Source organism: Mesobacterium hydrothermale (assembly GCF_035818635.1).
GTDB classification, from domain to species: domain Bacteria; phylum Pseudomonadota; class Alphaproteobacteria; order Rhodobacterales; family Rhodobacteraceae; genus Mesobacterium_A; species Mesobacterium_A hydrothermale.
Genome location: NZ_JAYLLH010000013.1, coordinates 99449 through 111507, shown reverse-complemented (window position 1 = coordinate 111507; position 12059 = coordinate 99449). Strand labels below are relative to the sequence as shown.

Here is a 12059-nt window from a genome sequence, read left to right as displayed (position 1 = left end):
GTTTGGCGGGCAGACCCCAACGACATCATCGCCGCAAGAAATCGAGGGTTCCAAATGTTGGATTCAATCCACTAGCCCTCGGCAAGCCCCGGATCATCCAGAAGATGTCTGCCCGCGCGATCTTCAACCTCTATGAACCAAAGGTCCGGATCCATCCGTCGTTGCGCTGCAATCGACGCGTCAACCGAAGCCTCGTCGCCCTCGGCCAGCACATCCCAGACGCGCGCATCTTTCAGAAAATCGAATCGACGTGTGAAAACACGGGCTTGCCCATCCAGCGTGTTCAGTTTAACGAGCACCGAACCGGCCAGATCGTTGCCATGAGAAACAACAAATGCCGGAATATTCAGCAGTCGCAACCGCAACAGGTAAGCATCGACCCAAATTCGGGCAGTCACGCGCATGTCAGGAATACCATACTTTCATCGTTTGGTGGCCTCGGTAGAGTCGTTTGCAGGTTAAGAAGACGGAGTAATACATGTCCCGCTTTCAACGTGTCGTCCTGGTTCCCAGCGCGCTTTTCCTGTCGGGATTGGTGCTGATCGGGCTCGGTACAAAGCTCGACGTTACCTTTCTCGAAGAAGATCACCAGCGGATGCTGGGCAGCACCCTTGGCCTGATGGGCGTGCTGTGGTTCAGCCTCTGCAAGCGCTGAACGAACCCTGACAGGCAACGCCGTCAGGCGTTGCCATCCTTGAAATCCAGTCCCATTTCCGAATAGCGCTCGGCTTCTTCCAGCCATTTTTCCCGGACCTTCACCTGCACGAACAGGTGGATCTTGCGCCCCAGGAATTCTTCCAGCTCTTCCCGTGCGGCCTTGCTGATCGCCTTGATCGTTTCGCCCTTGTTGCCAAGGATGATCCCCTTGTGGCCGTCGCGGCTGACATAGACGATCTGGTCGATCCGCGCCGACCCGTCATCGCGTTCTTCCCAGCGCTCCGTTTCCACAGTCAGCTGGTAGGGCAGTTCCTGGTGCAGCCGAAGGGTCAGTTTCTCGCGCGTCATTTCTGCCGCGATCATCCGCAGCGGCAGGTCGGCGATCTGGTCCTCGGGGTAAAGCCACGGGCTTTCCGGCAGCTGGTCGGCCAGCCAGGCGCGCAGGTCATCGACGCCATAACCCTTTTCGGCCGAGATCATGAAGGTCTTGGCAAAGGCGAAACGTTCGTTCAGGTCCTGCGACAGCGCCAGCAGGACCTCGGATTTCACCCGGTCGATCTTGTTGATGGCCAAGGCCACGGTGCGACCCTTGCCGATATCGGCCAACCCGTCGAGGATACGCTTGACCCCGTCGGTCACGCCACGATGCGCCTCGACCAGCAGGACAACGACATCGGCATCTGCGGCGCCGCCCCAGGCGGCGGCGACCATCGCACGATCCAGCCGGCGGCGCGGTTTGAACAGGCCCGGTGTGTCAACAAAGACCAACTGGCTGTCGCCTTCGATGGCGACGCCGCGAATGCGGGCCCGGGTGGTCTGCACCTTGTGGGTGACGATGGACACCTTGGCGCCGACCATGCGGTTGGTCAGCGTGGATTTGCCCGCGTTGGGCTCTCCGATCAGGGCAATAAATCCGGCGCGTGTGGTCATCTGGTACGATCCTTTGTCGAAGCCGGGGTCATACGGCAGTTTACCGCGCCGCGCCAGTGCTCTGTTTCGCCTTGCCTGACCGCAGCAAAGTATAGGTTCCGCTGGCCACGATCAGCAACCCGCCCAGCAACGTCCAGAGGTCCGGGCGTTCATCGAAGAACAGGTAGGCAAAGCTCAGCGCCACCAGCAAACGGAAATAGCGGAACGGCGCCACGACAGACACTTCGCCTGTCCGCATCGCCCCGGTCAGCGCGGTATAGGCGATGACACCGACCACCCCGGTCGTCAGCAGTCGGGACAGCTCGGACCCGGTGGGCATACGCGGCGGGGCGGGGTCGAAGGGCATGATCAGCAGGCCCGCCATGACGATCACCGCGAACCCCAGGATGCCCAGCTGCCGCGCGGTCACCGCCGGCGGGCTGGCCCGGGTATACAGATCGCGCATGGCAAAGCCGAACATGCCCGCCACGGCAAACAGTGCATCGGCACGGAACGCATCGGGCGTGGGCCGCAGGATCAACATCACCCCCATGAAACCAATCGCCATAGCCGCCCAACGCCGGGCGCCGACATGTTCCTTCAGCAACAACGCCGCCCCGGCTGTCACCACAAGGGGCGCAGCCTGAAGGATCGAGGACGTGACCGACAACGGAGTAAATGCCAGCGCCAAGGCGAAAAACAGCCGTCCGATGATTTCGAAACCCGTGCGGATCAACAACCGGGGGCGGATCATTTCGGGATGCAGCGGCGCCTCTCCGGCGGCCAGGGTCAGGACGGTGTAGATCGTCACCCCGGTCAGGCCGAAGATCAGCGTGGCAAAACCCGGCGGCAGGCCGGGGGCCACGGATTTGAACAACGCATCCTCGATCGCGAAGCCAAGCATGGCCAGCATCATCAACAGGCTGCCCTTCAGGTTCGCGCTCATGCCGCGTCCCGCGGCGTTTCAGGAAGATCAGGGGAAAAGACAGGTTGGGCCAAGGCAGGTGTCCAGAACATCGATGCGCGACCCCAAGTTCCCTAGTGGCAAATGCAGGGACTGACCAGCCCGGCGCGGCGTCAGTCGGTTCCGCCCTGTTCAAGGTGCTCCAGCAGTGCCTTGGCAGCCGCCTGTTCGGCGATCCGCTTGGATCCGGCGGTTGCCTCTGCCTCTGCCCCGTTTTCCAGAACGGCAGCAATGGTGAACACCGGTGCATGATCCGGTCCGGACCGGGCGCGCTGTTCATAGCTGGGTGGCTTCATGCCGCGCGCCTGCGCCCATTCCTGAAGGCTGGTCTTGGCATCGCGCGCATCTTCCTTGACGTTGCGGATGCGGTTGCCCCACAGCCGCAGGATCAGGTCGCGTGCGGTGTCAAACCCGGCATCCAGATAGACAGCGGCAATCACAGCCTCCATCGCGTCCCCCAGCAGCGCGGTCTTTCGCCGACCGCCAGACAGCATTTCTGACCTCCCCAGTTTCAGCGCGGCGCCGATATCGGCCTGCCGTGCGATCTCTGCGCACATTTCCTTGCGCACCAGCGCGTTGAAGCGCGGCGCAAGTTGGCCTTCTGTGGCTTTTGCGTCCTCGGCCAGTAGCGCCTCTGCCATAACCAGCCCCAAAACCCGGTCGCCCAGAAATTCAAGCCGCTGGTTGTCCTCGCGCCCGGGCGAGGACATCGACGAATGTGTCACCGCCTGAAGCAGCAAGACCGGCCTAGCAAACTGATGCCCGAGCCGGTGCTGCAAATCGATCAATTCCTTGGACAGCTTCACTCGATCGCCTTGAAGAAACGGTCGCTGCGCCAGGTCCAGAAGAACAACATGGACCGCCCGGCGGACGAGAACATGATCCTGTCGGCGCGGCCGACGATATTTTCGTAGGGCACGAACCCGACGCCCCCGACTCGCTGCGCCACGCGGCTGTCAGAGGAATTGTCGCGGTTGTCGCCCACCATGAAGTAATAGCCTTCGGGCACGGTTTCGACGCGGGTGTTGTCGGTCCAGGTCGTGCCGATGTTCAGGATGTCGTGCGACACGCCGTTGGGCAGGGTTTCGGTGAACCGGCTCTTGGTGCACAGCGCGCCTTCGCCGACCGGGCCATTTTCGCATTTCGGGGTAAGGCGCTGGGGCCCCTGCGCCTCATAGATTTCCTCGAACGTGCCGTTGGGCTCGACCTTGACCGCAACATCGTTGATGTAGAGCAAGCCGTTTTTCATCTGCACCGTATCGCCCGGCAGGCCAATCACGCGCTTGATGAAATCGCGGCCGGTAGTCGGGTGACGGAACACCACCACGTCGCCGCGTTCAGGTTGCCCGCCCAGGATGCGGGTATTGTCACCGTCCAGAAAGCCGCAGATGTCATCGGCGCTGATGTCGATGCCGAAGCGCGGGATGTAGATCGACGGGCAAGAGGCATAGGAATAGCCATAGCTCATCTTGTTGACGAACAGGAAATCGCCGATCAGCAGCGTGTCTTTCATCGACCCGGACGGGATCCAGAAGGGCTGAAAGAACAGGGTGCGGAACACACCGGCGATCAGCAGCGCGTAAACCACCGTCTTGATCGTTTCCAGAACGCCGCCGCTCTTCTTGGTTTCGGATGCCATCACTCTGTCCCTAGCCACACAAGTCTGGCGCTTCATGCGGGCGCTAAATCCGGCTGTCAAGGGAACAGACCCGCGCAACCCCGATGGACGCGCGGGTTTCACAATCGCTTTACAAGGCGGCCCCCAGCCGTGTGCCCTGGTTGATTGCCCGCTTGGCGTCCAGTTCGGCGGCCACGTCCGCTCCACCGATCACATGCGCGGTGATCCCTTTGGCCGCCAGGGCGTCGGCAAGGCTGCGCTCGCTCAACTGACCGGCGCACAGAACCACCGTATCGCAGGGAATCAATTCCGGGCGTTCGCGGGCCTCGCCATAGCTGACGTGCAGACCGTCGGCGTCGATCCGTTCGTAATTCACCCCGCCCTTCATCTGCACATTCTTCATCTGCAACGCCATGCGGTGGATCCAGCCGGTTGTCTTGCCCAGTCGCTTGCCTGGCTTCTCCGCCTTGCGCTGCAACAGCGTGACCTGCCGCGCGGGCGCACCGGGTTGCGGGCCTTCAGGGACCAGACCGCTGCGATGCTCGGCCGGGTCGGCGACCCCCCATTCGCGCATCCAGTCGGGCAGGTTTTCCGTCGGACTGTCGCCATCGTGCACAAGGTATTCCGACACGTCAAAGCCGATCCCGCCCGCACCGATCACAGCGACTCGATCACCCACCGGCGCCTTGTCACGCAGCACGTCGATATAGCTCAGGACATTGGGGCCGTCCTGCCCGGGGATCTGCGGATCGCGCGGAATGACGCCGGTCGCGATCACCACCTCATCAAACCCGTCCAGATCGTCAGGCCCAACCTCTTGCCCCAGTTTCAGGCTCACACCGGTCTCGGACAGCATGGCGGCGAACCAGTCGACAAGACCAATGAACTCTTCCTTGCCCGGGACCTGCTTGGCCATGTTCAATTGCCCACCGATCTTGTCGGCCCGATCAAACAGCGTGACCTTGTGCCCGCGCTCTGCCGCGGCGATGGCCACGGACAGACCCGCGGGGCCCGCCCCCACAACCGCGACGGATTTGGGGGCATCGGTCGGTGCGACCACCAGTTCGGTTTCAAAGCACGCCTTCGGGTTCACCAGGCAGGACGAGATCTTGCCGCTGAAGGTATGATCCAGGCAGGCCTGGTTGCAGGCGATGCAGGGCGCGATCAGCTGCGCCTCGCCGGCCGCGGCCTTGGCGACGAAGTCCGGGTCGGCCAGGAACGGCCGTGCCATGCTGACCATATCGGCGCAGCCGTCTGCCAGAACCTGCTCTGCCACCTCGGGCGTGTTGATCCGGTTCGAGGTGATGACCGGAATGCCGACTTTGCCCATCAGCTTCTGCGTGACCCAGGCAAAGGCCGCGCGCGGCACAGAGGTGGCAATCGTCGGGATCCGCGCCTCGTGCCAGCCGATACCGGTGTTCAGAATCGTGGCCCCCGCCTTTTCGATTTCCTGCGCCAGTTGCACCACCTCGTCGTGGGTGGACCCGTTCGGCACCAGGTCGATCATCGACAAGCGATAGATCACGATGAAATTCGGCCCGACAGCGGCGCGCACGCGCTTGACCACCTCGATCGCCAGCCGCATCCGGTTTGCGTACGACCCGCCCCAGCGATCCGTACGTTTGTTGGTATGGGTGACCAGGAACTGGTTGATGAAATACCCTTCGGATCCCATCACCTCGACCCCGTCATACCCTGCCTCTTGCGCACGGGCAGCGGCGGTGGCGATATCGGCGATCTGTTTCTCGATCCCGTCTTCGTCCAGTTCCTTCGGCACAAAGGGCGAGATCGGCGATTTGATCGCGCTGGCCGAAACGCAATCCGGACCATAGGCATAGCGCCCTGCATGCAGGATCTGCATCGCGATCTTGCCGCCCGCGTCATGCACCCGGTCGGTGACGATCCTTTGGTTGGCAATGTCCTGATCGGTGAACAGCCCTGCCGCCCCGGGAAACACCCCGCCTTCGCGGTTGGGCGCCATGCCGCCCGTCACCATCAGCCCGACACCACCCAGCGCCCGGGTGGCATAGAATTCCGCGACCCGGTTCCAGTCCTTGGTTTCTTCAAGGTTGGTGTGCATCGACCCCATCAGCACGCGGTTCTTCAGCGTGGTGAACCCAAGGTCGAGCGGGGCAAGAAGATGCGGATAGTCTGACATGGCGGGCCTCCCTGATTGCCGGTCAGATCACCCGGTCAGGCCCTGCTTGTCACGCGAAACGTGGGGTCAGGTTCTGCGCATGGCATCAGTCCCGAACGGGAAACTCGGTTTCGGGCACAGACAGCCAGCGCACTTCCAGCCAGTTGATCGGCGCACGGCATTTGTCGACCTTGATGCAGGCGTCAAAGGCCCGGCGCATCGCAGGGCCGGATTTCGCATCGACGTCGCCTGTATAGAACCCGGCATCTTTCAGGTCGCGCTGCCAGCGGCGTTTTTCCATGTCGCGCAACAGATCCCAGTAGGTATCAAGCGCCTTGCGTTGTTGCGAAGCGCCTTTGCCATTGGCGCGTGCCGCAACCCCTTCGAGATAGGCCACATCGGCTCGAAAGGCCCCGGTGTCGAAGACCCGTTGCGCGGTTTCGTCGATGAATTTCCGCATGTTCTGGGTATCGCCCTGTTTGGCATAGATCGCCGCGAGGCTGCCAAGAAAAACCGTGTCGTCCGGCGACAGAAACCAGGCCCGGCGATAGTAACCAGCTGCCCGGTCAAGCTGCCCCAACGTATAATACAAACCGCCAACGGCCGAGGTAAAGCGCACCCTGTCATCGCGTTCCCAAGACCGGGAATTGAGCGCGGCAAGACAGTCTTCCAACCCCTGTTCGTCGGTCGGGGCGGACGTGCATTTGCGCATCTCTGTCTTTTGCGCAGGTGCAGGCGCAGGCACGGGCGCCGGGGGCGCGAAAACCGGGATGTCTTCGGTCGCGATGGCGGGTTCGGGTGTATCGGGCGCGGCAGCGGTGTTGGGCTCCGGAACCGCCGTTGCTTTGGTGGGCTGGCACTGGCCGGCCAGAAATGCCCGCGCCATCGGGGCAAAGACGTGATCGCCACACGTGTCGACATAGGCTTGGTAGGAAAAGCACTGACCCGCGGCCTTAGCTTCGTCATAAAGCTGGTCGCACTGGCTGCGTACCTCGATCCCCCGACGCGGGGAACAGGTTTCGCTCAGGCAGGTATAGCCCAGCGTCTGGTCGGAATAGGCCGGGCGCTGGACATGGTCGTTATAGGTGCGGGCCAGGGCGGCGGTCTGCACCTGAGCCTCGGTGATCGCGTCTTCGAGATAGCGGCCCTGTTCCAGCAGCGGCAGGAAGTGACGGGTGAACACCGACATGGTCTGGCTTTCGGGATCCTGCGGCAGGCGGTCCAGCGCCACCTGTCCGTTATCGGCGGAATAGATGATGAAGGATTCGTCCGTTCCGGGCAGCGCGGAAAGCCCGCGCGACAGCCCCACCGACCGGCCATTGGCGCGGAAGGGATTGTTACGGCAGGCGTCGATGATCAGCACCGCAAGACCCGCGGTCGCCCGGTCGATATCGTCCAGAACGCCGTCCACGCCGTTCTTCAGCGCGATGGACGCGCGCGCCAGCTGCCGTTCGCTGCCGTCGCGCGGGGCGTCGGTCGGGATCAGGAAATTCGTCCGCCCGTCAGACCAGCCGTGGCCGGAATAGACGAACACCACGTCATCGCCCGGCCCCAGACCGGCGGTAAACGCCTCGATCGCCAGCAGCATCGCGTCCAGCGACAGGTTCTCGTGATAGGTCACGTCATAGCCCAGGCGCCCGAACCCGTCGCGATAGGCCCGTGCGTCGCCCAGCGCGTTGGGCAGGTTTTCCAGAACGTCATAGGCCGCGTTGCCGATGACCATCGCCTGCCGTCCGGCATTGGCGAGCACGGGAAACAACATCAGGCAAAGAACGATCAGACCGCGCATGGCGCACCTCCGGGCAGGTTCGCGCGACAGGGTACATGGCCGGCACAGCGTCACAAATACCGGATTTGCCTACTCTGCCCTTCCCAGCGCCGCGATCCGGTGGCACCAATAGGCCATGAAACAGCTGACCCTTTCCGACGGCACCCCCGTCACGCCCTTTGCCTTTGGCACCATGCAGTTCGGCGGCACAGCCGATGCGGCGGCGAGCCAAGCGCTTTACGATGCCTGCCGCGCGGCGGGGATCACCCATTTCGACAGCGCCTATGCCTATACCGAAGGCAGGTCCGAGACCTTGCTGGGCGATTGCGCCCGGGCCGAACGCGACAAGGTCTATATCGCGACCAAGGTGAACTATGCCGGGGGCGGATCGGCCGCGAACATCCGGGCGTCGTTCGACGAAAGCCGCAAGCGGCTGGGGCTTGATACCGTCGATCTGCTGTACATGCACCGCTGGACCGATGACGTGCCGCTGGACGAAACCTTTGGCGCGCTGGCAGAGCTGCAACAGCAGGGACTGATCCGGCATATCGGGGTGTCGAACTATGCCGCGTGGCAGGTGATGAAGGCGCAGGCGGTGGCGGCGAAACTGGGCACGCGGATCGACGTGATCCAGCCGATGTATAACCTTGTCAAACGGCAGGCAGAGGTTGAACTCCTGCCGATGTGTGCCGCCGAAGGGATCGTCGCCGCCACCTATTCGCCGCTGGGGGGCGGGTTGCTGACCGGCAAATACGCCGACGGGGCCGACGGCCGGTTAAAGGACAGCGCGATGTACGCCGCGCGCTATGCCCCGGCCGCGATGCACGATGCCGCGGCAGAGCTTTCAGCCATTGCCGCCGAACTGGGCACCCACCCCGCAACGCTGGCCGTGGCCTGGGTCGCGCGCCACCCCGCCGGGCCGAACCCGATCCTGTCGGCACGGTCCGTGGAACAATTGCAACCGTCGCTGGCGGGGATGACCCTTGCCATGGATGACGGGCTTTACGCCCGGCTGTCGGCCCTGACGCCAACCCCGCCCCCCGCCACCGACCGGCTGGAGGAGGCGTGACAGACATCGTTATTATCGGCGGCGGGATCGCCGGGATCTCTGCCGCGGCGTTCCTTGCCCCCCATGCACCTGTCACGGTGCTGGAGGCCGAGACCAGCCTTGGCTACCACGCCTCGGGCCGGTCAGCGGCGGCGTTCCTGGAACATTACGGCAATGCCACGATCCGCGCGCTGAACCGTGCCAGCCTGCCCTGCCTGCATTCCCACGGGGTGCTGAAACAAAAGGGGATGCTGCTGCTGGGCAAGGCGGATGAGGCAGAGCGCTTTGCCGCCAATGTCGCCGATTTCGACCTGGACCAGATCGCGGTCTCCGAAGCGCACGAGATGGTGCCGATCCTGAACCCCGCCACTTGCGCGCTGGCGGCGACGCGGCCCAATATCTATGACCTTGATACAGACCTGTTGTTGCAGGCGTTCCGAAAACAGGCGCTGGCCCACGGGGCGCAGATCGTGACCGGCGCGCGGGTGGACCGGATCAGCCAGGACGGGCGCTGGCACATTCGCGCCGGGGATCGTGACTGGTCCGCCGACACGCTGGTGAACGCGGCAGGGGCCTGGGCCGACCCGGTGGCGGAACTGGCGGGCGTCCAGCCGCTGGGCATCCAGCCCTTTCGCCGGTCGATGGCGCGGATCGCACTGGCCGACGGGATCGACGCCAGCCGCTGGCCCTTCATGGACGGGGTCGACGACGCCTGGTACGCCAAGCCCGACGCCGGTGCGCTGCTGGTGTCGCCCGCCGACGAAGACCCGGTGCCGCCGCAGGATGCCTGGGCCGATGACATGATCCTTGCCGAAGGGCTGGCGCGCTACGAGGAAATGGTGACCGAACCCGTCACCCGGATGATCGCCAACTGGGCCGGGCTGCGCAGTTTTGCCCCGGACCGGGCGCTGGTTGTCGGGCGTGACGCGCGGCGGCCCGGGTTCGTCTGGCTGGCGGGGCAAGGCGGCTATGGGTTCCAGACCTGCTGTGCGGCGGCACAGCTTCTGGCGGCGCAGCTTTGTGGCACCGATCACGATCTGGACGCGGCCACCGTCGCGGCGCTGTCGCCTGCGCGGTTCGGCTGACGCTCAGCGCCAGTCGACCACGTCGGACAGACCCGCGCGCGTGGTGCGGAAACCGTTGGCGGGGTGATCTTCGTCACGGTAACCCAGCGCGATCCCGCACAGGATATCGCGATCTTCGGCAATGCCGAACCAATCCCGCAGGAAGGGCGAAAACCCCGCGACCGAAGCCATGGCAATTCCAGCCAGCCCCCGTGCCTCCAGCCCCAGCAGAACGGCGGTGACGAAGGCCCCGCAGTCAAGGACGCCATAGGGGCCAAGGATCTTCGGCGTGGTGATCAGCAGGAAATTCGGCGCGCCGAAGAAACGGAAGTTCTCCATCATCTGCCGGGCGGAACCCTCGCGGTCACCCTTGGTGACGCCCACCGCCTCGTACAATTGCCAGCCGCAGTCCCGCCGCCGGTCGCGGCAGGCCCCGTCATAGCCTGAAGGGAAAGGAATGTCGCTGGCATGCGCCGCCTTCGACGCATGATCGTAAAACGCGCTGCGCAACCGGTCGGTTTGCTCGGCCCCGCAAGCGATGACCTGCCAGGGCTGGGAATTGCACCAACTCGGGACGTGCTGTGCACTGGAAAGCACCGCCGCGATTTCGGCCTGCGGAACGGGATCGGGGCGGAACCCCCGGCACGATGCACGGCGCGTCAGGATGGCGGTCAGCGTGTCGAAATCCGTCATATCAGCCCCTTTGTCTTCAGCTCTTGCAGGATTGCCGCGCTGTCCTGCCCGCGCATCGGGCTGGGCGGTGGCGCGGGCGGCGCGTCGTGGCCAAAACGCGGTGCGGCAGCGGGTTGACCTGCCTGCCAGATGCCCCGGGCCGCGACATGCGGATCGCCTTGCGCCTCTGACGGGGACAGCACCGGTCCGACGCAGGCATCGCTGCCCTCGAACAGATCATCCCAATGGGCGCGCGACTTTTCAGCGAAAATCCGGGTCAGCCGCGCGGTCAGCTCTGGCCAAAGTGCCTGGTCGAACTGGCGGGCGAAATCCGGATCGTTGGACAGGCCCATCTTGTCGAGGAACAGCGCGTAGAACTTGGGTTCCAGGCACTGGACAGAGATGTTGCCACCACAGGCACAGGTATAGCAGCGGCTCCAGTGCGGACCATCGAGCAGCGATCGGCCACGCGCCTGCGTGGAAAATTGTGCGCCCATCGACAAAAGCAGCGCCATCATGTGGCTGGCCCCGTCGACGATGGCGGCATCGACCACCGTGCCGCGCCCGGTGCTGCGGGCGTTCAGGATGCCCGCCAGCATCCCGACCGCAAGATACATCGCCCCGCCGCCGATATCGCCCAGCAGGGTCGGCGGCACCCCCGGCACGGCTCCGGGCAGGCCGCCATAGAACAGCGCCCCCGAGAGACCAAGGTAATTCAGGTCATGCCCGGCCTGACGCGCCCGCGGACCGGTCTGGCCCCAGCCGGTCATCCGGCCATAGACCAACCGTGGGTTCAGCGTCAGCGCCTCTTCCGGGCCAAGCCCCAGCCGTTCCATCACGCCGGGGCGCATGCCTTCGGTCAGACCGTCGGCGGTCTTGATCAGGGCGCGGGCGATTTCGCGATCGTCGGGGGCCTTGAGGTCCAGCGCGATCGAGCGTTTGCCACGATCGAGCAGGTTGTTGTCCTCTTTCCCGGGCGTGTCGGCCCCGGATTTGCGGTGGATCACCACCACTTCGGCCCCCAGGTCGGCCAGAAGCATGCCGGCGAACGGCGCGGGGCCAAGGGCCTCGATCTCGATGATGCGGATGCCTTTGAGCATGGTCTTGTCCTCCCGCCACGGACTGTGGCCCGACGGTGCAATGGCCGCAAGGGCGAGAATGGGGGGCCAGCCCCCCATACCCCCCGGGATATTTTGAGCAAGATGATGGGAGACGGTTTTCT

At 64.1% G+C, this 12059-nt stretch carries 12 protein-coding genes; 3 read left to right on the top strand and 9 right to left on the bottom strand.

What is annotated here, in order from left to right:
• Positions 1-71: 71 nt before the first annotated feature.
• Positions 72-404 carry a DUF1491 family protein gene (locus VK792_RS11305; protein ID WP_326297596.1) on the bottom strand — a complete coding sequence of 111 codons (333 nt, stop codon included), beginning with the start codon at positions 402-404 and terminating at the stop codon, positions 72-74.
• A 74-nt stretch (positions 405-478) separates the two neighbouring features.
• On the opposite strand from VK792_RS11305, the gene VK792_RS11300 reads away from it, so the two are divergent.
• A complete protein-coding gene (locus VK792_RS11300; RefSeq protein ID WP_326297595.1) occupies positions 479-655 on the top strand; it encodes a hypothetical protein in 177 nt (58 codons plus the stop codon).
• A gap of 23 nt (positions 656-678) precedes the next feature.
• Here VK792_RS11300 and era read toward each other — a convergent pair whose 3' ends face one another.
• From era to VK792_RS11270, 6 genes are all read right to left on the bottom strand, one after another.
• A complete protein-coding gene (gene era / locus VK792_RS11295) occupies positions 679-1587 on the bottom strand; it encodes a GTPase Era (RefSeq protein WP_326297594.1) in 909 nt (302 codons plus the stop codon).
• 40 nt (positions 1588-1627) lie between these two features.
• The gene (locus VK792_RS11290) at positions 1628-2512 is read right to left on the bottom strand and encodes a DMT family transporter (protein ID WP_326297593.1); all 885 of its coding nucleotides are present in this window, start codon (positions 2510-2512) and stop codon (positions 1628-1630) included.
• 131 nt (positions 2513-2643) lie between these two features.
• Positions 2644-3336: a ribonuclease III gene (rnc, locus tag VK792_RS11285; RefSeq protein ID WP_326297592.1), complete on the bottom strand. Its 693-nt coding sequence runs from the start codon at positions 3334-3336 to the stop codon at positions 2644-2646.
• The gene (lepB, locus tag VK792_RS11280; RefSeq protein ID WP_326297591.1) at positions 3333-4169 is read right to left on the bottom strand and encodes a signal peptidase I; all 837 of its coding nucleotides are present in this window, start codon (positions 4167-4169) and stop codon (positions 3333-3335) included. Before lepB ends, rnc begins: the two co-directional genes overlap by 4 nt.
• A gap of 109 nt (positions 4170-4278) precedes the next feature.
• Positions 4279-6306, bottom strand: coding sequence for an NADPH-dependent 2,4-dienoyl-CoA reductase (locus tag VK792_RS11275; RefSeq protein WP_326297590.1), 2028 nt, complete (start codon positions 6304-6306; stop codon positions 4279-4281).
• An 85-nt stretch (positions 6307-6391) separates the two neighbouring features.
• Positions 6392-8074 (bottom strand): caspase family protein, encoded by a 1683-nt coding sequence (locus VK792_RS11270; RefSeq protein ID WP_326297589.1) that lies wholly within the window; start codon positions 8072-8074, stop codon positions 6392-6394.
• Between the two features lie 115 nt (positions 8075-8189).
• Between VK792_RS11270 and VK792_RS11265 the strand changes: the two genes are divergently transcribed.
• The gene (locus VK792_RS11265) at positions 8190-9122 is read left to right on the top strand and encodes an aldo/keto reductase (protein ID WP_326297588.1); all 933 of its coding nucleotides are present in this window, start codon (positions 8190-8192) and stop codon (positions 9120-9122) included.
• A complete protein-coding gene (locus VK792_RS11260; RefSeq protein ID WP_326297587.1) occupies positions 9119-10186 on the top strand; it encodes an NAD(P)/FAD-dependent oxidoreductase in 1068 nt (355 codons plus the stop codon). The genes VK792_RS11265 and VK792_RS11260 overlap by 4 nt, the downstream gene beginning before the upstream one ends.
• Before the next feature lie 3 nt (positions 10187-10189).
• Here VK792_RS11260 and VK792_RS11255 read toward each other — a convergent pair whose 3' ends face one another.
• Together VK792_RS11255 and VK792_RS11250 are read right to left on the bottom strand one after the other, a co-directional pair.
• Positions 10190-10858 carry a nitroreductase gene (locus VK792_RS11255; RefSeq protein ID WP_326297586.1) on the bottom strand — a complete coding sequence of 223 codons (669 nt, stop codon included), beginning with the start codon at positions 10856-10858 and terminating at the stop codon, positions 10190-10192.
• Positions 10855-11937 (bottom strand): CaiB/BaiF CoA transferase family protein, encoded by a 1083-nt coding sequence (locus VK792_RS11250; protein WP_326297585.1) that lies wholly within the window; start codon positions 11935-11937, stop codon positions 10855-10857. The genes VK792_RS11255 and VK792_RS11250 overlap by 4 nt, the downstream gene beginning before the upstream one ends.
• Positions 11938-12059: the final 122 nt, after the last annotated feature.

Coding starts and splice junctions, on each gene's coding strand:
- VK792_RS11305 (WP_326297596.1), bottom strand. CDS start 404: ATGCGCGTGACTGCCCGAATTTGGGTCGATGCTTACCTGTTGCGGTTG.
- VK792_RS11300 (WP_326297595.1), top strand. CDS start 479: ATGTCCCGCTTTCAACGTGTCGTCCTGGTTCCCAGCGCGCTTTTCCTG.
- era (WP_326297594.1), bottom strand. CDS start 1,587: ATGACCACACGCGCCGGATTTATTGCCCTGATCGGAGAGCCCAACGCG.
- VK792_RS11290 (WP_326297593.1), bottom strand. CDS start 2,512: ATGAGCGCGAACCTGAAGGGCAGCCTGTTGATGATGCTGGCCATGCTT.
- lepB (WP_326297591.1), bottom strand. CDS start 4,169: ATGGCATCCGAAACCAAGAAGAGCGGCGGCGTTCTGGAAACGATCAAG.
- VK792_RS11275 (WP_326297590.1), bottom strand. CDS start 6,306: ATGTCAGACTATCCGCATCTTCTTGCCCCGCTCGACCTTGGGTTCACC.
- VK792_RS11270 (WP_326297589.1), bottom strand. CDS start 8,074: ATGCGCGGTCTGATCGTTCTTTGCCTGATGTTGTTTCCCGTGCTCGCC.
- VK792_RS11265 (WP_326297588.1), top strand. CDS start 8,190: ATGAAACAGCTGACCCTTTCCGACGGCACCCCCGTCACGCCCTTTGCC.
- VK792_RS11255 (WP_326297586.1), bottom strand. CDS start 10,858: ATGACGGATTTCGACACGCTGACCGCCATCCTGACGCGCCGTGCATCG.
- VK792_RS11250 (WP_326297585.1), bottom strand. CDS start 11,937: ATGCTCAAAGGCATCCGCATCATCGAGATCGAGGCCCTTGGCCCCGCG.